Source organism: Natronomonas sp., assembly GCF_047616845.1.
GTDB lineage: Archaea > Halobacteriota > Halobacteria > Halobacteriales > Haloarculaceae > Natronomonas.
The window spans coordinates 1-20,236 of record NZ_JBLGBY010000029.1 but is presented as its reverse complement, the minus strand read 5'-3'; the positions used below and the strand labels follow the sequence as shown (position 1 = coordinate 20,236).

Genomic DNA, 20,236 nt, shown 5'->3' with positions numbered 1-20,236 from the left:
TCGCGTTCGTCCCTACGCGCCAGCCTTGCTCAGTGCGCCTTCGATGTCGTCACGCTGGGTGACGCCGACGAACCGCTCGACGATGCCGTCGTCTGTCTCGATGATGAGCGTCGGCAGCGAGCGTACCTGATACTCGTTTGCGACGTCCTGCTCTTCGTCGACGTTCACCTTCTCGAAGTCGACGTCGGGGTACTCCTCCTCCAGCTCCTCGAGGATGGGGTCTTGGGTTTTGCACGGGCCGCACCAGTCTGCATAGAAGTCCTTGAGGGTAACGGGCATGACTATCGAACGTATTTCAGCCGCGCGCATAAGGGTTTCCCAACCGGTGGTTCACCGCGCTATCTGCGGCGCTCGACTGGGCCGAAACGCTTAGGGCCTCAGCCACGAATCGACGTGTATGAGCAGTGGAGAGAACTCTGGCGGGCTGATGTCCAGTGCCGGTCTCGTCCGGTATTTCGACAGTGAAGACCGGAACGCACCAACGATGGATCCCCGGACGGTCGTCGCCTTCGGCGTCCTGCTGGGCGTCTTCGTCCTGATGCTGAACGCACTGGCCTGAGCCGGCCGTTTCACGGACTCGATTCTTCGGCTGTCAGCGCCCGCATAGCCGACTGCTCAGTATTTATCCTCGAGCCACTGCACCACGTCGGTAATCTCCTGTGGTGCCGTGCCGTGGCCGACGCCGTACTGTTCGAACCGGATGTCGGCACCACCCTCCTCGAATAGTTCGGCGGCCCGCTCGGCGCGCTGTGGCGGGATGACCTGATCCATCGCCCCACACCCGACGAACACTGGCTTCCCTTCGGCGTTATCGACCTGGTCTTCGTGGGATTCGGCGAGATAGCCGTTCAGTGCGACGACCCACCGATAGGAGTCGGGCCGTTCTACCAGCGCCGAGAGGCTCGTTATCGCCCCCTGGCTGAAGCCGAGCAGGCCGACGCGGTCGGGGTCGAGGTCGTATACGTCGATGGCGCCGTCGACGAACTCGTGAAGCAGATCAAGGCTCCGGCGGAAGCCGTTCGGGTCGGGTTGGCTCGAATGGAGGCCGCCACCGGAGAGGTCGAGGTCGTACCAGGTGTAGCTGTCCGGGCCACCCATCGACTGCGGCGCGCGAACACTCAGGACGTGCAGTTCCTCGGGCAGTTGTGAACCGATGGGCAGGAGGTCACGCTCGTTCGTCCCGCGGCCGTGTACCAACACGACTGCTGGGGCGTCCGATTCCACCGTCCCGGGGCGACTCTCGTGTACCAGCGGCAGCTCCTCCGAGGCGTCCATACGCCGAGTACGGCTGGCGTGTTCAAAAGCCGTCGGTACCCCTCGTGGCACGACACCAGCACCCGTGACAACCTCTACCACAGGGTTTATTATGCGGCTTCTCCAACGGAGTCCTGTATGGCGACCGCAAACGACGACGTTCTCGACGAGTTCCTTGACGAGCGAGATCACGAAACCGATTCTCCGTCCTGGGAGCGCGAGTATAACAAGAAACAGTGTCCCGACTGCGGCGGACTTCACGGCCTCGACGCCGTAGCGTGTTCGGTCTGCGGCTGGCAGCCAACATAATCCGACCGCTCTTTCGGGGTTGTCCCGTCGTCGTTTTCGGCCGCTGACTCGTCCCAACAGCGGCGCTGCCGTTCCTGTTCGATGCACGTTATTTATACGCCATCGTGCCGTTAGACGAGTAATGACTGATTCCACCCACGTGACACGACTCTTCGGCGGTCCCGGGAGTGGGAAGACGACGGCGCTTCTCGACCGGGTCGACGAGATGCTCGACGAGGGTGTCGAAGTCGACGATATTCTCATCGTCTCCTACACTCGTGCCGCCGCTGCCGAGGTGCGTGAACGCCTCGCCGAACGGCTCGACTGCAGCCCGAAATCCCTCCGCGGCAACGTCTGTACGATGCACGCGAAGGCGTACGAACTGCTGAACCTCTCGCGTGGCGACGTCGTCGGCGAGAAGCACAAAGAGGGGTTCTGCGAGGACTACGGCATCGAGTTCGAAGACGAGAACAAGTCCGCCCGCCGCCGCTCGGCGAGTTCGACCACCCTCGGCAACAAGATCATCGCCACCTCCCAGTGGCTCCAGCGCACCGAGCGTGACGTTGCCGACTGGTACGACGTGCCGTTCAAGTGGAACGACGAGGAGGTTCGGCTCCCGCCGGATATCGACGAGAACGCCCAAGTAGGGAACAAATACACCCCGACGTGGCCCTCCGACGACGACCGCGTCGACATCCCCGAAGTCATCCGCGCCTGGCGCGCCTACAAGGGCGAGGAAGGTATCGTCGGCTTCGCCGACATGCTCGAACGCGTCCAGCAGCGCTCACTCATTCCGAGCGTCGACCACCTTGTTATCGACGAGTTCCAGGACATCACGACGCTGCAGTACGGCGTGTACGACGAGTGGAAACCCCACGTCGACGCCGTCCTCATCGCCGGTGACGACGACCAGGTCGTCTACGCCTGGCAGGGCGCCGACCCGAACCTGCTGCTCGATGAGGAGGTCGACGATGATGTCGTCCTCCCGAACTCCTACCGACTCCCGTCGAAGATTCTCAACGTCGTCGATGTCCAGATCAGCCACCTGAGCAAGCGCCAGGAGAAAGACCTCAAACCGCGCAAACAGGGTGGCAACGTCGAAGCCGTCGCCTCGCCGTCGATGCTCGACCTCGTCCGAAACGTTCGCGGCACCCTCGAAGAGGACGATGAGGGCAGCGTCATGTGTCTGTTCCGTGCCCGCTATCAGATGTTCCAGTTCATGGACGAGTTCATCGACAAGGGCATCCCGTTCACGTCGCTGACCGACCAGCGGATGTGGACCGACCGACTCCAGGGCTACGTCAGCGCCATCGAGGCCCTCGACGACGACGAGCCAATCCACGGGCTCCAGGCCCAGCGGCTCGGCGAGATGCTCGCCGACAGCGCCTTCGGCACTGGCGAACGCGACGATTACTTCGACGCGCTCGATGAACTGCAGGACGAGGAGGGCGTCGACGACCGCACCGACATGGAGGTCGACCCCTCCTTCGTCGACGACCACGCGCCCTTCGCGCCCGGGCCGGCCTCCGCCGGGGATATGCTCACTCGGGTTTCGAACTTCCAAGAGCGCTCCGTCGAGGCGTACTTCGACGGCGACTACCGCGGTATGGATCCCTCCCGGATGCGTGTCGGGACGATTCACTCCGCGAAGGGTCGTGAAGCCGACCACGTTTTCGTCGCGACCGACCTCACCGAGAAGGTCGTCGAACAGATGGCCGCCTCGGTCGACGACCCCACCGACGTCGCCGGCGTCACCGAATTCACGAAGCACTCAGACCCCGTCCCGACGATGACCGACAACGAGCGCCGTGTCTTCTACGTCGGCATGTCGCGGGCCCGCGAACGGCTCGTCCTCCTCGAGAACCTCGTCGACGGCGCGCCGACGCTCCCAATCGACGTGCTGTTGCACAACGAGCCCGTCGAGCTGCCGCTCAGCGATGTCATCGAGCGAGCACAGGAGCGCGGCGAGGAAGTACGGGCCGACTGAGCGGTTACTCGTCGCCCCGACCGCGGATGTTCTTGAGCCGTTTGACGCGGCCCACGGTTCGATTCGTCAACTGCACGTAGAGGTATTCGCTGATAGCGACGAGCCCGATGGCTGCGACGAGGAAGAAGACGCCGTAGGGGTACCGCCCCTCCAGGAGATTGAGGATGCCGACGAGGCCGACCGGCCCGGCGACGACGAGCGTCGCGACGAGCTGCAGCGACCGGATGATGCCGAGCGCCACGGTTAGGCCTCGGCCTCGTCCGTGTCCGCCGTCGGTTCGTCGCTTTCGGGCTCCGGGGCGACTACGCCGAGGACGCCTTCAAGGGCGCTATCGAGGCCAGGCACGCCGATGTAGTGTTCGGCAACGACGAGCGCGGCGGCGACGGCGAGAAAGCCCACGCCGACGAACAGGCGGCCGCCGGCAACGAACTCGACGCCGAGCAGCGCGATCGGCGCGACCACGATGGCCGTACCGAACATCGTGAGCGTGTCGATGAAACTCATTGTCTGTCAGTAGTCGTTCGCGGTGAAAAGCCCGCCGCTCGCGGGACGGGCCGAAACGCGCGCCCGACCGCCGCACGCTACCGATGACGACACGCTTTCGTCGCCGCCGCCCGAACGGCGTGTATGTTCACCGGTATCGTCGAGGAGACGGGCGAAATCGTCGCCGTCGAAGACACCGAGGAAGGCCGTCGCATCCGCGTGTCCGCCTCGTTCTGTGACGAACTCGAACACGGCCAAAGCGTCGCCATCAGCGGCGCCTGCCTGACCGTCGAGGCGTGGGACGAGGAGAGCTTCGAGCTCTTCTGCTCGGAGGAGACGCTCGACCGCACCTATCTGGACGACGTCACGGTCGGCGATGGCGTCAATCTCGAACGCGCGCTGCCGGCCGACGGCCGCTTCGACGGCCACTTCGTGCAGGGTCACGTCGACGGCGTCGGCGAGGTGACCGAAATCGAACAAGTGGGAGACGGTTCCGCGAGCGAAGCGAGCGGCGCCTCGCCGGACGAGTCCGGCGGTGACTGGTATTTCGCCTTTTCCTTGCCCGAATCGCTGCGCCGATACGTCGTCGAGAAGGGGTCGATAGCGGTCGACGGCATCTCCCTGACTGTCGCCGACCTCGAGGACGGTGAGTGCACGGTCGCCATCATTCCGGCGACGTACGACCTCACCACGCTCGCAGAGAAATCGGTGGGCGACCCCGTCCACCTGGAGGTCGACGTGGTCGCGAAGTACGTCGAGAGCCTGACGGACGGCTACGTCTCGTAGCGACTCGGGCTGGTCGGCCCCCTCGACGCCGAACGCCGCTTGCAGGTGGTCGTTTCCATACCCGACGGTTCCGGGTTCGATGTACGGGCGGTACTCTTCACGTCGCCGAGGCGTCCGGCCATCCGGAGGTTCAAGTAGGGGAACGCGGCCACCCATCCCATGCCGACGCGAACGCAGACGCACACCATCGCCGGCGACTGTATCGTCCGTTTCGACGGCCAGCGCGAGCGCCACCAGCGCGGGCGCGTCCTCATCGTCGTCAAACCCGACGACACCGTCCTCGTTCACGACGCGGATGGCTATCAGCCGGTCGCGTGGCTCACCCGGCCGACTGACCTCTCGCTCACCCACGACCCGCTGTGGCTCGTCGCTGTCGATGGCGATGAGACGCTCCGGGTCGAAGCCGCCGGCGACGTGACGGTGGCCGACCACGACGTGAGCGATGCGGGCGTCCCGGTCGGCGACTGTCGCTGTGGCGGGCCGCTCGTCCGTTCCAACGGCAGCGTCGTCTGTCTCGACTGTGACGACCGATTTTCGCTCCCGGGCGGTGCGACCGTCATCGAGGATGCCTGCGAGTGCGGCCTCCCACAGTTTCGAGTCGAACGCGGCGACACCTTCGAGTGCTGTCTCGATTACGACTGTGGGTCGCTGCTCGATGCCGTCAGCGACGCGTTCGACCGCGCGTGGGACTGTCCAAACTGCGACGGCGAACTCGAAATCCTCCGCCGTGGCGGTCTCATCGCCGGCTGTGAGAACTACCCGGAGTGCGACACCGGCTTCGGGATCCCCGACGGCACCGCCGTTGGCGAGTGCGACTGTGGCCTGCCGCGCTTCGAGACGACGAGCGGCGAGCGATGCCTCGACACTGGCTGTGAGCCGGCGTAATGGCGGGGGACACGCGGATGGCGACCGCAGGGGCTAAACGGCAGCAGGAGCGAACTCAATCCATGCAGGGCCACCTCACCGACGGCGTCGTCGAAGTCGGCGCCAACGGCCGCGAACGCTACTACGATTCGCGCGGCTATGGCCGCCCGCGCGGTGACGGCGTGGCCCTCTCGCGCGTCGAGGCCGCCCACCTCCTCTATCGCGGCGACCTCGATGCAGTCGACGGGGAGGATTTCGCCGCCTTCCTCGCCGCCAACGACGACGTCGTCGTCCCCTTCCTGGTCTACAAAGACCTCCGCGACCGGGGGTTCTATGTCTCGCCGGCCCGCGACGGCTGGGTCGACGACCCCGCAGGCGTAGATTTCATCGTCCATCCCCGCGGCGACGGGCCGTGGGACGGGACGGCCGAACACCGCGTCCGCGTCGTCGGCGAGCGGGCGTCCGTCTCGCTTGCCTCCCTCGGCGACGTCGTTCTCGCGGTCGTCGACGAGGAGAGCGAACTCACGTATCTGGAAACCGGCCGCTCCGAGGTGTCGGGGTCGAGCGAGCGCTCCTTCGACGGCACCGTGACGGGACACCTCCTCGACGAGCGCGTCCTCTGCTGGAATCCGCCACCGGAGCTCTACGAACGCGGCTTCTATGGCCAGCAGATGAGCCGTGACGACGACACGCTGCAGCTATCGCTGATGGAGGCGGCCTATCTCGCTGCCGAAGGCGCCCTCGAAATCGAGGGCGGCGTCGACGCGGTTGTCGAACGCGGCCGCGCGGTCGAGGGTGAGCGATTCGACCGCCGGCTCGCCGTCTACCGCCACCTCCGCGAGCAGGGGGTCGTCCCAAAGACGGGCTTCAAGTTCGGCGCCGATTTCCGAACCTACGCCGACGTCGAAACAGTCGAAGATCTCGGCCACTCCGAGTTGCTCGTTCGTGTGCTGCCCGCGGAGACGACCCTCTCGCCGCGCGATCTGGCGCTCGACGTGCGGCTCGCCCACGGCGTCCGCAAGGAGATGGTGTTCGCCCTGGTCGATGGCGCCTCGATTCGGTGGCTCTCCGTCTCGCGGCTGACACCGTAGCAGCAAGCGGCCGCAAGCGCCGACAAGCGAACGGTTTTTGGGCGAACCCTCCCGACGTGCGACCATGGCAGACGACGAATCCCACGCCGAAGAGGGTGACTCCCGATCCGACAGGACCGTGACGGGAGCCGACGCCGAGACGCCGGCAGCGCCCCGTGCGGACGGCGGCGCCGTCGACGACGTAGCCCTCGACCCGTGGGGTTCCTCGACGGTCGCGGACTACCGCAAACTGTTCGAGGAGTTCGGCATCGAGGAGTTCGATGACGTCCTCGATTCGGTGTCGGAGCCGCACTACCTGATGCGACGGGGCGTTATCTTCGGCCACCGCGATTACCGCCCCGTTGCGGAGGCGATGCTCAACGACGAGCCGTTCGCCGCACTGTCGGGGTTCATGCCGACCGGCGACCCTCACATCGGTCACAAACTCGTCTTCGACGAGCTCATCTGGCATCAACAGCAGGGCGGCGACGCCTACGGCCTCATCGCCGACCTCGAAGCCCACTCGGCGCGCGGGATTCAGTGGGACGACATCGACGAACACGCCGAGAGCTACCTCCTCTCGTTGCTCGCGCTCGGTTTCGACCCCGAGGAGGGCGAACTGTATCGCCAATCGGAGAACGAGGAGCTTCGGAACCTCGCGTTCGAACTCGGGTCGAAAGCCAACTTCTCGGAGTTCCAGGCCATCTACGGCTTCGACGGCGAGACGAGCATCTCGCATATGCAGTCGGTCGTCACGCAGATGGCCGACATCCTCTATCCGCAGCTGGAGGAGCCGAAACCGACCGTCATCCCCGTCGGCCCCGACCAGGATCCACACGTCCGCTTCGCCCGCGACCTCTCGACCCGGATGCGCTTCTTCAAGGTCACCGAGGCGTACGCGAGCTTCGAACTCGACGACGCCGAACGCGAGCTCGTCGCCATCGCCTACGAGGCGCTGGCCGACGGCACTGATGACGCAGAAACCGACATCCGCTGTGAGGAGGCTGCCGAGTGGCTCGAAGACGAGGCGCCCGATTCGACCGCGTTGTGGGATACCGTCGAGACGCTGAAAGCCGGCGGCAAGGAGCCGCTTCGCCCCCGCGTCCGGTTCTTCGACCGCAACGCGACGGAGGACGCCTTCGAGGCGCTCATCGAGGCCATCGATGGCGAAAAGCGCGTTTACGAGGGTCACATCGACACCTTCGACCTCGACCGCGAGGCGGCCGAAGAGCTCGCCCGCGAAATCGAGGTCGACAACGGCGGCTACGGTTTCATCGCGCCCTCCTCGATCTATCACCGCTTTATGACCGGACTCACCGGCGGGAAGATGTCATCGTCGGAGCCGGCCTCGCACATCAGCCTGCTCGACGACCCAGCCGACGGCTACGACAAGGTGAAAGCCGCGACAACTGGGGGCCGCGAGACGGCCGAGAAACAGCGCGAACTCGGCGGCGAGGCCGACGAATGCCCCGTTTACGAGCTCTATGCGTACCTCCTCACCGGCGACGACGACGAGTTCGCGGCCGAGGTGTACGAGGAATGCGTCAACGGCGAGCGGCTCTGTGGTGGCTGCAAGGAACAGGCCGCCCAGCTGATGGAGGAGTTCCTCGAGGAGCACCAGGAGAAACGCGAGGAAGCGAAGGAGCTCCTCGACGACCTTGATATCCAACTGGAGAGCAGCCGGAAATAGCGGTTCGACCGCCGTCTCCGTCGCCGTATCGCACCGGAGACATTTATACTGGCGACACAACCACGACGTATGGACGACGGCATCGAGACGACGCGAACGACCCTCACCGACGGCGTCACCGTCCGGAAGACAATCGAAACCGGGCCGGACGAAACCGCCACGGTGACGCTCGAAATCACCACGGAGCTGGCGGCGCCGGTGACGGTTCGACTCACCGAGACCGCGCTTTCGGATATCCCGAACGAGGATATCGGGCTGCACTCGAAACACGGCGCTGACGACTGGGAGCTCGGCGAGGAGGCCGTTCTCGAACGCGAAATCGACCCTGACGAGACGTACAAGGCCATCTACCGCGTGGCGGATCTCGATGACGACCGCTTCGAAGCCATCGACGAGGAGCCGCGTGTCGAGGTTCTTGGGGGAGACGGTCTCTCCGAGGTCGTCGATCAGGAGGACTCCGAGGCCGTCCGCGAACTCATCGAGGGCGACCGCGATTCGATGAGCGGGGACGCGACCGGCGCCGAGGCCGAGTCGGTCGACGCTGCCACGGAGACCGAGGCCGAGGAGATATCCGCCGACGGCGTCGCCCGCGCTCTCCTGTCGGAGCTTCGTGCCGGAACCCTCGACGAGGAGGTCGTCGAGGGGCTCCGCTCGGAGCTTGAACCCACACGAAGCGACGAGGTGCGCATCCAGCATCTCCAGAGCCAGGTCAGCGACCTGGCGGCGTTCGCCGACACGCTGGAGTCGTTCATCGACAGCCACGGCACGCCCGAGGACGCCTTCGACGACATCGAGGCGCGGCTGAACGACATCGAAGAGACAGTCGTCTCCGTTCAGGGGGGAACTGAAGCCCTCGAGGACGCCGTCGAGACGGTCGAAACGCTCGAAGACGACGTCGACGACCTCCAGTCCGGCCACGGCGACCTCGAAGACCGTCTCGAGACTATCGAGTCGAAGCTGGAAACCGTTTCCGAGCGGCTGGACGACCTCGAGGCCTTCGAGTCGCGGCTCTCTGGTGTGTTCGAGGGGATGGGTGGCACCGACGACGACTCGTAACGTCGGGCTTGCTTACCGGAAGATGCCGGCGATTCGTGAAAAGAAGCCGTCCTCTTTCTCGGCGTCCGGCTCCGCTTCGACGGGTTCTGCCTCGGATTTCGTCGTCGCCTCGGTTGACTGGCCGTTTTCGGCGAGTTCGGTTTCCTGAACCGCGGTGTCGCTTTCGGCTGTCTCGGCTTCATCCAGTTCGTCGGCTTCGGCGCTTTCGTCGGTCGTTTCCTCGGCTGGCTCCTCAGCCTCGCTTTCCGCCGTCGCTTCGTCGGCCGAATCTTTGGCGCCGATGGCGTCCGATTCGGGCGGTTCCAGCGGTGCGTCGGTTGCCTCGACGAGCGTCGCTGCGATCCAGTCGTACGCCTCCGCGGCGTCGCTATCCGGCGCGTGGGCGGCGATGGGTTCCCCTCGCGCTGCACTCTGGGTGACACGTTCGTCTCGGGGGACGCTGCCGAGGAACGGCACGCCGAGGCGGTCGGCGATTGCCTCGGTGTCGGTCTCGGCCGTGGCGTGGGTGACGATAACTCCACGGACGGGCACGCCGAGGCGGTCGGCCAACTGTTTGCTCTTCTCCGTGTCACCGACTGCGGCAGGGTCGGGGGCGGTGACGAGAAGCACCTCGTCGCCGAGTTCGAGGGGGAGCACGCCCTCGTAGCTCAGGCCGCCGCCGGTGTCGACGAGGACGTATCGGTACTGTTCGGCCAGCGCGTCGACGACCCGCTCCAGTTCGTCCGGGTCGGCGGCAGCGAACCCTTCCAGCGTCGTGTCTCCGGCGAGAACGCCGAATCCCTCGGCGATTTCAGTGGTGGCGTCCTCGACGCTGGCTTCGCCTGAAAGTACGTCGTGCAGCGTCGTTTCGGGGTCGATGCCGACGACCGGCGCCACGTTCGGCATCCCGAGGTCGGCATCGAGGACGGCGACGGAGTGGCCTCGCTGTCGGAGCGCCACGGCGAGGTTGACGGCCGTCGTCGTCTTCCCAACCCCTCCCTTCCCGCTCGTTACGGTGAACACGTCGCCGGCCATTGTTTGCTGGATAGTCGCCCCTCGGAGGATAAAAAGAGTCGGGCCGAATCCGGCGCCGAGGGATGGCTGCCGAGCGTCTCTGTGTATCGAACGGCGGTGAGAGACGGCGCGCAGTCCTTGATGTCATCGAGAAGACGGTAGCGGCCCGCCCGGAACCCGAGCAGGCCATGACAGGAGCGTTGGGCCACGACCCAACGCGAAGGCTGATGGCCGGAGTCGCATACGAAAACCGTGCCAGAGCGTACGGATGTTGTGGTTCACCAGGTCTTGGTACACACCTCACGCCGGGCTGTTATTTCGACAGGACTCCACCGCAGCGCCGCTCCCGGCAGGTCGGAATATGGGGCACATGCTGCCGCCTTGACGCGCGGTGAATCTCCTGCGAACATTACGTTGACGACTGTGTGCTATAGTGTATTAAATATTTCGTTTCATTGTCTTCGTCACCTATCTATACTGTGAGTGTCCATAGATACTCGCAGGAAATTGAAAATCTCATCTAAAATTGCCGCGTCTCATGCCTTCGAGAGATAGTGCGGTAGGAATTGATTGAATGGCCAAATTTGCTCGATATAAGGAGACAAGCTTAGTCTATATTCTAAAATATATCCTGATACGTAGTCCTAGAACTAGTATTATCCCATTATCCAAAGCACTTATCCGGTGTTGGTTCCTGTTCGTTCATGTATGAGCGCAAAACAGTCGTCATTCGTCAGTTCAGCGAGCTTCGCACCCTGTCCCCGCTGCAACGAGGGCACCCTCACGTGGGATTCGACCAAAGAAGAATCGACCTGCGTCGTGTGTGAGTGAGACGAGCTGCGACTCGCATGCCACGTCAAAAGAACCGTTTGGATGGACGGGCGTCGGATGGGTTCCGTGACGACCTCGCAGCCGCCGAAGCGGAGTGTATCTCGTTCATCCAGAGCCACACCGCGGACGCGAACGCCGATGGCGTCGTCGTCAACCTGAGCGGCGGTCTCGATTCGACCGTCACGGCCGCACTTGCTGTCGAGGCGCTCGGCAGCGATGCCGTTTATGGGTTCGTCCTCCCCGCCAGCAAGCTCGGCGGCACCGACGCACAGGACGCCGAAGCCATTGCGGAGTTACTCGGTATTGATCACGATACGATACACGTCCAGCCGCTGCTCGCACATCTCGTCGATCTCGTACCCTCGTGCATCAACCTCAACGGCAATCCTGTCGTCCGGGGAAATCTGACCGCCCGACTACGGATGACGTTCGCGTATCTCGCGGCCAACGACATGGGGCGGCTCGTCGCCGGAACGACGAACCGGAGCGAACTCCTCCTGGGATACTTTACGAAATACGGCGACGGCGCGGCGGATTTCCTCCCACTCGGCGACCTCTACAAGACGGAGGTTCGAGCCCTCGCCCGCGAGCTCGACGTGCCGGAGTTCATCATCGAAAAGCAGCCGACTGCAGGCTTTTGGCCCGAACAGACCGACCGGAGCGACCTGGGCGCATCCTACGAAACGCTCGATGCCGTGTTGCATCGCTACGTGGACACCGGATGCACTCCCGAGGAACTTCGGTCGGCGCTCGATGTCGACGAAGAAAGGATCGAACGCATCATCGAGCACTACGAGATGGCCGCGCACAAACGGTCGGTTCCGCCAACGCCGACGAGGAACTGACCGAAACGCGGATTACGGATACTCCGGCAGCCGCCGCGAGTGGGCCGATCCATCAACGAACGGCAGTGACACCACGTCGGCCTCGATGTCATCGCCGTCGACGCGGACGGTCACCGACTCGGCATCGAGACCGTACTCGAGGAGTGCCATCGCGAGGGGGGCATCCAGCGCGGGACTGTGGTCGCCACGGGTCACCTCGCCGACGTGGCTGTCGCCGTCGAAGACCGCAGACCCACCGACTGGCACCGTTTCGGGTCGAAGCCCGACGAGCCGACGCGAGGGCTGGCCGCGGTTCTCGATCTTCGAGACGATTTCCTGGCCGACGTAACAGCCCTTCTCGAAGTCGAGGGCGTTCCTGAGGCCGAGCACGTTCGGCACCGCTCCCTCCAGTTCCGTCTCGAAAAGCGGCGTGCCGGCCTCAAGCGTCAGATAATCCAGCGTCCGGTAGCCGAACGGCGCGGCGTTGAGCCCGTGATTGACCAGGGCGTCGAAGACGCCGTCTGCGTCCTCGGCGGCGCAGATGACCTCGTATCCCTCCTCGCCGGTGAGATCGTCGGTTCGGATGACGGTCGCGCCCCAGTCGCCGATGGTGCCGCGCACGAACGAGAGCGGTTCGTCGGGCGAGCCCGGCCCGGTCAACACCGAGGCGATCTTCTCGGTGGCGTTCGGCCCGTGGATGCCGAACACGCCGAAATCATCGGTACCGACGCGAACCTCGACATCCTGAATGAACGTCTTCTCGGCCCACTCCTCGGCGAGGTCGTCGGCGCGCTGTGGCGGGACGAAACAGAGCAGCCGTTCGCCGGCGTTGTACACGTACAGCTCCGTTTCGATTTTTCCCTGTGCGTCGAGAAGCAAGGCGTAGACGCCCTGGCCGTCCTCGGCAGGGACGCGGTTCGAGACGGCGTTATCGACGAACTCGATGCGGTCGTCGCCGGTCACCTCGACGATGCCGTATCCCATCTCGATGACGCCGACGACGTTTCTGACGGCACGGTGGACGCGCTCGGGTCGGCCGTAGTGGGCGACGACCCGGCGCCCGCCGCGCTCGGTGAACGTCGCGCCGTGGGCCTCGTGGAGTTCCGCGGCGACTGTCATTGCCAAACTCAAGGCGGCGTGGCGGTAAAACAGCCGCGAATCCGCTCGTGGCTTAGAGCCCCAGTTTCTCCCGGAGTTGCTCGAAAAACGACGGGCTGTCGTTCTCCTCCTCGCGGTCGGGGCTCGGAACGACGCGTTCGTCCGGGTAGATGCGCATCTGGTCGTCGTCGTTCTCGACGGTGATGAGCCCCGCTTCCTTCAGGTCTGCGAGCGCGGCCTCGAGGTCGTCGATGTCGGTTTCGACGCCCGACCGCAACTCGAAGACGGTCATTCCCTCTTCGCTCCGGTCGACGAGAGCATCGAGCACCGCGACCTGCGTGCCGTCACGGTCGCGATACTCCCGCTTCGCCTGCATACCCGGCCGTTCGGACGGGGGTGTCTTAACCGTTCGCAGAGCTGCGATCGACTCCTCGGCGTCGGCTGTCGCACCTGTTGGTGTCTCAAGTTTTATACCCTCTACACGGTGACGTGATAGCAATGGGACTGAAGTGTTCGCTACTCGGCCACGACTTCGAGCCTGCCGACGTCGAGCGGGAGCGCGAAAAGCAGGGCAGCGAAGTCGTGACCGTCGTCCGCGAAACCGAAGAGTGTGCCCGCTGTGGCGCCGAACGCGTCGTTTCCGAGAACACCGAGGTAGCCGCCGTCGTCGACGCCGACGATGTCGAGGGCGATCTCGACGAGGAAGCCCCGTCCGACACCGACGTGTCGGAGTCGGCTGACGCCACCGGGGAGACGGGCGGCGTCTCCGGCCTCGCCGAGCGGAGCGGTGCTGTCGATGCCTCGGAGGAGGATGCGGCGATTCTCGACGAAGACGAGGACGAGGATGCGGCGGCGGCCGAGGCCGCTGCTGAAGCCGCTGCTGCCGTCGACGAACTCGCGGAGGGCCCCGAGGAAGCGGAGGGTGTCGACCTCGACGACGTCAACCCCGAGGAGGAAGACGCCGAAATCCTGACCGACGAGGACGAACCGGAGCGAGGCCCCGGCGAGTGGCCCGAGGAGACTGACGAGGAGTCCCCCGCACCGGATATCGGCGAGGCGGGCACGGTGCTCGACGCCGACGAGGCCGACCTCGACGCCGACGAAACGGAGTCGGATACGGAGACGGAGTCCGAAACGCTCTCCGGCATCACCGTTCCCGAAGGGACAATCGTCTGCCCTGAGTGTGGTTTCCAGGTCGACGCGGAATCCTCCTACCGGGAGGGTGACCCCTGTCCGAAGTGCAGCGCGTGGCTGACCGCCGAGCGAAATCGGTAAACCGAAGCGTTTCGATACCACCTCTATGGAAGAGTACAAGATGCGTCGAGGGGAGTATCTCGACGAACGCGTCCCCGACCTCGAAGCGACCATCGAGGAGTATTTCGGCTCCATCACGGACACCGAGGAGTTCAAAGGCAGCGACCTCTACGTCGTCGAAGAGCCCGACAATCCCGTTTTCGACCACATCGTCGCCGGCGCTGTCTCCTACTCCGGCAAGAAGGACAAACTCGCCGTCGACTTCCACGAGCGCGGGCTCGAAGACCTGATGGAAACCGGCGATGTCGACGCCGCGGGCGATGCGAACAACGCGAAGAACGATTTCCTGCTCGAATGCACCGGCCGCGACGCGAAAGCACGCCGTGAATCGCTGAAGCGGGAGGTCGAGGACGAAGCCGAAAAGCCGGACGACGTCTGATTACGCCTACATCACCGACGGCTCGTTCGATTCGTAGGCAGCCTCCGTGAGGAGGGCCTCGAGGTTCTCGTAGGGAACGAACCCCAGCAGTTCGCCGTCATCGTTGTACAGCTCGACGCCCCGCTCGCCTTCGTCGTACGATTCACACTCTAGCTGCCCGTTCGGGAGGATTGCCCGGTACATGAGCGGCTGTTCGACGCCCACCGTGGAAGGCGTTTCCCCGCGACCACCACCGATTAGTATTCACCGTCGGTATCGACGGCTATGAACACGCCGACACGCACTCCTGCGCCGGTCGAGAAGCCGGTCGTGCTCACGATTGCGGGCAGCGACTCCGGCGGCGGCGCCGGCATCCAGGCCGACCTCAAAACCATCGAGGCGATGGGCGGGTTCGGCACCTCCGCCGTGACCGCCGTGACCGCCCAGAACACGCTCGGCGTCGACTCCAGTCACGTCCTTCCCATCGAGGAACTGGAGGCACAGCTCGACGCCATCCTGACGGATTTCGACGTTCGTGCGGTCAAAACCGGGATGCTCGCGACGACCGAGGTCGTCGAGACGGTCACCGACTACGCCGCCGATTTCGACCGGCCACTCATCGTCGACCCCGTGATGGTCGCGGCGAGGGGCGACCGCCTGCTCTCCGAGGACGCCGAGGCGGCCTACGAAGCCCTCATCGCCGAGGCGACGCTCGTGACACCGAACGCCGACGAGGCGGACGTTCTGACCGGTGTCGATGTCCGTGGCGGCGGCCACGCGGACGAAGCGGGTGCACGCCTCGCCGGCCAGCGACTCCTGACGATGGGCGCCGACGCCGCGCTCGTCAAGGGCGGCCACATCCCCGGTGACGAGGTGCTCGACGTGCTCGTGACGCCGGACGACATCGAGACGGCGCGACACCCCCGCGTCGAGACGGACGCCACCCATGGCTCGGGGTGTGCACTGTCGGCGGCCATCGCCACGCGTCTCGCCCACGGCGAACCACTCGTCGACGCCGTTGGCCGCAGTGTGGCGTTCATGGAGCGCGCCGTCAGGTACCACCACGACGTCGGTGAGGGCCCTGGCGCCGTCCACCATCTCGCGGCGTTGCGCAACGAGGCCGCGAAGAACCCCACCGCGGAGGCCGTCGAGGACGTGGTTCGGTGGGTCGTCGAGCAGAACGTCCGCGCGCTCGTTCCCGAGGTGGGGATGAACGTCGTCGGCGCGACGCCGTACGCCGAGGAGACCACCGAAACCGCTGCTGTCGAGGGCCGCATTACGAAGACGATGAGCGGCGTCCAGCCGAACCGCGGCGTCCGGTTCGGCGCGTCGAGTCACGTCGCCCGCTTCCTCATCGAGGCTCGGGAGTTCCAGCCCGACCTGCGCTTTGCGGTCAACTGCCGGTTCGACGACGACGTGGAGGCGGCGCTCGATTCGCTCGATTGGACAGTCGCCGAGTACGACCGAGACGACGAACCCGCCGACGCCGAGGGCACGATGAACTGGGCTGCCCGAGCGGTGTTCGGTGACGCCGCCGACGGTTCGAGACCTGTCGCCGTCCTCGACCGTGGGTCAGTGGGGAAAGAGGCCATCGTAAAACTCGTCGCCGAGTCCTCGGAGACGCTGGCCGAGCGCGCGCGCGAACTCCACGGCGCTTTGGGCACGTAGCCCATGACATTCCGGGCACGTAGATTGAAGGATCGAGCGTCGAACCACCCTCCATGAGTTTCGACACCGACCACATCGAGACCATCACGGTGGACTCGTACGGCACACTCGTCGACCCGTACGCGACCGTCGGCAAACTCGCCGAATACGTCCCCGAGAACCGCATCGAACGCATCGCGACCGAGTGGCGCTCCCGGTCGATCCTGTATACGATGGTGGGCAACGCCATCGGCTTTTATCAGCCGTTCTACGAGATGAACCGCGACGCGCTGGCGCATGCGACGGCGACGAACGGCGCCGACCTCACCGCAGAGGAGATCGACGAGGTGCTCGCGGTGTATCACGACCTCGATGTCTACCCTGACGTTCGGGACGGCATCGAGCGGCTTGTCGACGGCGGCTACGACGTGTATGTCCTCTCGAACGGCAACCCCGAGATGCTGGCTTCGATGGTCGAGACCGTCGGTGTCGGCGACGCGATTACCGACACTATCAGCGCCGACGAGATAGAGCAGTTCAAGCCACGCCCCGAAATCTACCGACACGGCGCGGCCCGGACGGGCACCGCAATCGACCGCGTTTGTCACGTCGCTGGGCCCTCTTTCGACGTGCTCGGCGCCTCGAACGCGGGGATGCAGACCGTCTGGCTCAACCGCGAGTCGGGGCCGTGGGAGTCCTTCGCCGGGGGCTGCCCCGGCCTAGAGGCCGAAACGTTCCACGACGTTGCGGACGCGCTCGACGTCTGAGGTAGGGGAGCGTCATCAGACGGCGGTGTGGCTGTGCTTTCGGGACGCGGCCGGTGATGGCCGCGGAACTGTCCGACGCCGGTGCCGACGTACTGATTGAACTGTTGACGTTCGCACCATGCACATCGCGTTCCGCTATGACCCGAGCGGAGCGCGGGTCGAACTGCTCGAGGAGCTGTAGTTTCACCCCGGTTCCGTCACGTTTTAGCGCTCCGCCGTCGCCGGTAGGCACATGGCTTCGGGCATCGTCGGGGAGTTCTTCGAACTGAAGGCCGAAAGCGAGGCGGACGTCCTCGCGATGCAGATGGGCGATTTCTACGAGTTCTTCGGCGAGGACGCCGTCACCGTCGGTGAGGAACTCGACCTGAAGGTCTCCGAGCGGTCGTCGGGTGGGGAGGCCTACGAGATGGCCGGCGTCCCGGTCGACGACCTCACGCCGTACGTGACGGCGCTCGTCGAACGGGGGTATCGCGTCGCCGTCGCCGACCAGCGGAAGGACGACGGCGAGGTGTCACGGGAGATTTCCCGCATCGTCACGCCGGGGACGCTCATCGAGACGGATGCCGGCGACGCCCAGTATCTCGCAAGCGTCGTCGTCATGGACGGAAATCACGGCCTCGCCTTCTGCGACATCACGACAGGCCGATTCCAGACGACGGCGCTTTCAGGCCCGGACGCGGCCGCTCGCGCGCTCACGGAACTGTACCGGTTCGCGCCGGTCGAGGTGCTTCCCGGCCCCGAGGTGCGAAACGACGACGCCTTCCTCGGCGACGTCCGCGAACGGCTGGATGCTCGCCTGACGCTGCACGAGACGGAGGCGTTCGCGTCCGGTCGCGCCCGGCACCGCCTCCGGGAGCAGTTCGGCGACGCCATCGACAGCGTCGGACTGGAGGACGAAGCGGCCGTCGCCGCAGCCGGTGCTGCTGTCGATTACGTCGACGAGACTGGTGTCGGCGCGCTCGCCTCCGTCACCCGCCTCCGGTCGTACACGCCGGACGACCACGTCGCCGTCGACGCGACGACCCAGCGCAACCTCGAACTCGTCGAGCCGATGACGAGCGGCGGCCGGACGCTTTTCAACACCATCGACCACACCGAAACGAGTTCGGGTGGCCGACTGCTCCGGGAGTGGCTCACCCGCCCACTCCAGAAGCGCGGGGAACTCGAACGCCGCCAGGCCGCCGTTGCGGCGCTGGCCGACGATGCGCTCGTCCGCGAGGGGCTGCGCGAGGTGCTCGCCAACGCCTACGACCTCGAACGGGTCGCGAGCCGTGCCGTCTCCGGCAGCGCCGACGCCGACGCGCTGTTGCGCGCCCGCGAGACGCTCGCACTCGTCCCCGACCTCCGCGAGCGAATCGAGGGTGCACCGCGCCTCGCCGAGTCGCCGGTGACGGCCCTCTTTGCGGAACTGGACAGCGACGCCATCGCCGGCCTCCACGAGGAGTTACAGGCGCTTGCCGACGACCCGCCGAAGACGCTCCACGAGGGCGGCCTCATCCGGCGCGGCTACGACGAGGAACTGGACGACCTCGTCGCGCGCCACGAGGAGGCCATCGAGTTCTTCGAGACGCTGGCCGACCGCGAGAAGCGCCGGCACGGCCTCACCCACGTCACCGTCGACCGGAACAAGACGGACGGCTACTACGTCCAGGTCGGCAAATCCGAGGCCGATTCGGTGCCCGACCACTACGAGGGCATCAAGACGCTGAAGAACGCCGAGCGGTACGTCTTCGACGAACTCCGGGAGAAAGAGCGGGAAATCCTCCGCCTGGAGGAAGAGCGCGGCGACCGCGAGTACGAGGCGTTCTGTCGACTCCGGCAGTCAGTCGCCGACAGTGCCGACATTCTCCAGCAGGTGGGCCGCGCCCTCGCGGAACTGGACGCGCTCTGTTCGCTCGCGACCCACGCCGCGAAACAGGGGTGGACGCGCCCCGAGCTGAGCGAGGAGCGCGTCCTCGACGTCCGCGCCGGCCGCCACCCGGTGGTCGAAACGGACGTCTCGTTCGTCCCGAACGACCTCTACTTGGGCGAGGCGGCTACCGCCGCCAGCCCGGAGCGTGTCAGCAGGCAGGCGAACCGCCAGTTCCTCCTCGTCACCGGACCGAACATGTCGGGCAAATCGACGTACATGCGACAGGCGGCGCTCATTACGCTGCTCGCTCAGATGGGGTCGTTCGTCCCCGCCGACGAGGCGACGGTCGGGCTCGTCGATGGCATCTACACCCGCGTCGGCGCTCTCGACGAACTCGCCCAGGGCCGTTCGACGTTCATGGTCGAAATGCAGGAGCTGTCGAACATCCTCCATTCGGCGACTGACGATTCGCTCATCATCTTAGACGAGGTCGGCCGCGGGACGGCGACGTACGACGGCATCTCCATCGCGTGGGCCGCGACCGAGTATATTGCCAACAACGTCGGCGCGCGGACGCTTTTCGCGACGCATTATCACGAACTCACACAGCTCGCCGACGAGCTACCGGGCGTCGAGAACGTCCACGTCGCCGTCGACGGTGAGCCACGCTCGCCGTCTGCAAGCGGGGCGGAGTCCCGCCCTGCTAAAGAGCGGGATGGCGAGGTGACCTTCCTCCGAACCGTCGAGGAGGGCCCGACAGACCGCTCCTACGGCGTCCACGTCGCCGACCTCGCGGGCGTCCCCGAACCGGTCGTCGACCGCGCGCGCGACGTGCTCGGGAAGCTCCGCGAGGAGAAGGCACTCGACGTGCGCGGCGGGTCGAGCGGCACGAAACAGGCCGTGTTCGACCTCGGGTCGGGGCAGTTCCACGGTGAGGCCAGTTCCGACGGCGGCGAAGCCGAACTCCCGCCCGGAACGAAATCAGTGCTCGAGGAACTCAAGGAGACGGACGTCGACGAGACGCCGCCCGTCGAACTGCTGGGGCGGGTACAAGAGTGGCAGGAGCGACTGGAC

The 20,236-nt window shown here is 65.4% G+C and carries 22 protein-coding genes; 14 read left to right on the top strand and 8 right to left on the bottom strand.

The features are described 5' to 3' along the window. Positions 1-12 precede the first annotated feature (12 nt). Positions 13-309: a thioredoxin domain-containing protein gene (locus ACI8UR_RS07470; protein WP_411715046.1), complete on the bottom strand. Its 297-nt coding sequence runs from the start codon at positions 307-309 to the stop codon at positions 13-15. An 88-nt stretch (positions 310-397) separates the two neighbouring features. On the opposite strand from ACI8UR_RS07470, the gene ACI8UR_RS07465 reads away from it, so the two are divergent. After that, positions 398-559 carry a preprotein translocase subunit Sec61beta gene (locus ACI8UR_RS07465; protein WP_178334308.1) on the top strand — a complete coding sequence of 54 codons (162 nt, stop codon included), beginning with the start codon at positions 398-400 and terminating at the stop codon, positions 557-559. Positions 560-615: 56 nt separating this feature from the next. On the opposite strand, the gene ACI8UR_RS07460 is transcribed toward ACI8UR_RS07465, so the two are convergent. Further along, positions 616-1,275: an alpha/beta hydrolase gene (locus tag ACI8UR_RS07460; RefSeq protein WP_411715047.1), complete on the bottom strand. Its 660-nt coding sequence runs from the start codon at positions 1,273-1,275 to the stop codon at positions 616-618. Between the two features lie 117 nt (positions 1,276-1,392). Here ACI8UR_RS07460 and ACI8UR_RS07455 point away from each other — a divergent pair, with 117 nt between their 5' ends. Both ACI8UR_RS07455 and ACI8UR_RS07450 read left to right on the top strand, forming a co-directional pair. Beyond that, positions 1,393-1,563 (top strand): HVO_0416 family zinc finger protein, encoded by a 171-nt coding sequence (locus ACI8UR_RS07455; protein ID WP_411715048.1) that lies wholly within the window; start codon positions 1,393-1,395, stop codon positions 1,561-1,563. A 121-nt stretch (positions 1,564-1,684) separates the two neighbouring features. Beyond that, on the top strand, positions 1,685-3,529 hold the full coding sequence (locus tag ACI8UR_RS07450) for a UvrD-helicase domain-containing protein (protein WP_411715049.1): 1,845 nt from the start codon (positions 1,685-1,687) through the stop codon (positions 3,527-3,529). A gap of 4 nt (positions 3,530-3,533) precedes the next feature. Here ACI8UR_RS07450 and ACI8UR_RS07445 read toward each other — a convergent pair whose 3' ends face one another. Continuing rightward, positions 3,534-3,770 (bottom strand): hypothetical protein, encoded by a 237-nt coding sequence (locus ACI8UR_RS07445; protein ID WP_411715050.1) that lies wholly within the window; start codon positions 3,768-3,770, stop codon positions 3,534-3,536. Positions 3,771-3,772: 2 nt separating this feature from the next. Continuing rightward, entirely contained in the window at positions 3,773-4,033 is a 261-nt protein-coding gene (locus ACI8UR_RS07440; protein ID WP_411715051.1) for a hypothetical protein, read from the bottom strand. Between the two features lie 123 nt (positions 4,034-4,156). Here ACI8UR_RS07440 and ACI8UR_RS07435 point away from each other — a divergent pair, with 123 nt between their 5' ends. The 5 genes from ACI8UR_RS07435 (at position 4,157) to ACI8UR_RS07415 (ending at position 9,478) form a co-directional block, all read left to right on the top strand. Then, positions 4,157-4,798, top strand: a complete 642-nt coding sequence (locus ACI8UR_RS07435) for a riboflavin synthase (protein WP_411715052.1) — start codon at positions 4,157-4,159, stop codon at positions 4,796-4,798. A gap of 159 nt (positions 4,799-4,957) precedes the next feature. After that, positions 4,958-5,683 (top strand): DUF91 domain-containing protein, encoded by a 726-nt coding sequence (locus ACI8UR_RS07430; protein ID WP_411715053.1) that lies wholly within the window; start codon positions 4,958-4,960, stop codon positions 5,681-5,683. A gap of 62 nt (positions 5,684-5,745) precedes the next feature. Then, positions 5,746-6,753 carry a tRNA-intron lyase gene (endA, locus tag ACI8UR_RS07425; RefSeq protein ID WP_411715054.1) on the top strand — a complete coding sequence of 336 codons (1,008 nt, stop codon included), beginning with the start codon at positions 5,746-5,748 and terminating at the stop codon, positions 6,751-6,753. Positions 6,754-6,817: 64 nt separating this feature from the next. Further along, positions 6,818-8,422 carry a tryptophan--tRNA ligase gene (locus ACI8UR_RS07420; protein ID WP_415087720.1) on the top strand — a complete coding sequence of 535 codons (1,605 nt, stop codon included), beginning with the start codon at positions 6,818-6,820 and terminating at the stop codon, positions 8,420-8,422. A 69-nt stretch (positions 8,423-8,491) separates the two neighbouring features. Beyond that, on the top strand, positions 8,492-9,478 hold the full coding sequence (locus tag ACI8UR_RS07415; protein WP_411716219.1) for a hypothetical protein: 987 nt from the start codon (positions 8,492-8,494) through the stop codon (positions 9,476-9,478). A 12-nt stretch (positions 9,479-9,490) separates the two neighbouring features. Here ACI8UR_RS07415 and ACI8UR_RS07410 read toward each other — a convergent pair whose 3' ends face one another. Beyond that, positions 9,491-10,492 (bottom strand): P-loop NTPase, encoded by a 1,002-nt coding sequence (locus tag ACI8UR_RS07410; protein WP_411716220.1) that lies wholly within the window; start codon positions 10,490-10,492, stop codon positions 9,491-9,493. A gap of 848 nt (positions 10,493-11,340) precedes the next feature. On the opposite strand from ACI8UR_RS07410, the gene ACI8UR_RS07405 reads away from it, so the two are divergent. After that, positions 11,341-12,147 carry an NAD+ synthase gene (locus ACI8UR_RS07405; protein WP_415087719.1) on the top strand — a complete coding sequence of 269 codons (807 nt, stop codon included), beginning with the start codon at positions 11,341-11,343 and terminating at the stop codon, positions 12,145-12,147. A gap of 12 nt (positions 12,148-12,159) precedes the next feature. Here ACI8UR_RS07405 and ACI8UR_RS07400 read toward each other — a convergent pair whose 3' ends face one another. Both ACI8UR_RS07400 and ACI8UR_RS07395 read right to left on the bottom strand, forming a co-directional pair. Then, positions 12,160-13,245 carry an aminomethyltransferase family protein gene (locus tag ACI8UR_RS07400; RefSeq protein WP_411716045.1) on the bottom strand — a complete coding sequence of 362 codons (1,086 nt, stop codon included), beginning with the start codon at positions 13,243-13,245 and terminating at the stop codon, positions 12,160-12,162. A 52-nt stretch (positions 13,246-13,297) separates the two neighbouring features. Beyond that, complete coding sequence (locus ACI8UR_RS07395; RefSeq protein WP_411716046.1) at positions 13,298-13,600, bottom strand: DUF6432 family protein; 303 nt, start codon at positions 13,598-13,600, stop codon at positions 13,298-13,300. 122 nt (positions 13,601-13,722) lie between these two features. On the opposite strand from ACI8UR_RS07395, the gene ACI8UR_RS07390 reads away from it, so the two are divergent. Both ACI8UR_RS07390 and ACI8UR_RS07385 read left to right on the top strand, forming a co-directional pair. Beyond that, positions 13,723-14,499, top strand: a complete 777-nt coding sequence (locus tag ACI8UR_RS07390) for a hypothetical protein (protein WP_411716047.1) — start codon at positions 13,723-13,725, stop codon at positions 14,497-14,499. Between the two features lie 25 nt (positions 14,500-14,524). Then, entirely contained in the window at positions 14,525-14,917 is a 393-nt protein-coding gene (locus ACI8UR_RS07385) for a DUF5611 family protein (RefSeq protein ID WP_411716048.1), read from the top strand. Positions 14,918-14,923: 6 nt separating this feature from the next. Here ACI8UR_RS07385 and ACI8UR_RS07380 read toward each other — a convergent pair whose 3' ends face one another. Continuing rightward, complete coding sequence (locus tag ACI8UR_RS07380) at positions 14,924-15,100, bottom strand: hypothetical protein (protein WP_411716049.1); 177 nt, start codon at positions 15,098-15,100, stop codon at positions 14,924-14,926. 81 nt (positions 15,101-15,181) lie between these two features. Here ACI8UR_RS07380 and thiD point away from each other — a divergent pair, with 81 nt between their 5' ends. The 3 genes from thiD to mutS all read left to right on the top strand — a co-directional run. After that, complete coding sequence (gene thiD / locus ACI8UR_RS07375) at positions 15,182-16,564, top strand: bifunctional hydroxymethylpyrimidine kinase/phosphomethylpyrimidine kinase (protein ID WP_411716050.1); 1,383 nt, start codon at positions 15,182-15,184, stop codon at positions 16,562-16,564. 53 nt (positions 16,565-16,617) lie between these two features. Next, positions 16,618-17,310: a haloacid dehalogenase type II gene (locus ACI8UR_RS07370; protein WP_411716051.1), complete on the top strand. Its 693-nt coding sequence runs from the start codon at positions 16,618-16,620 to the stop codon at positions 17,308-17,310. A 232-nt stretch (positions 17,311-17,542) separates the two neighbouring features. Beyond that, a partial coding sequence (gene mutS, locus ACI8UR_RS07365; RefSeq protein ID WP_415087718.1) for a DNA mismatch repair protein MutS occupies positions 17,543-20,236 on the top strand: 2,694 nt, incomplete at its 3' end.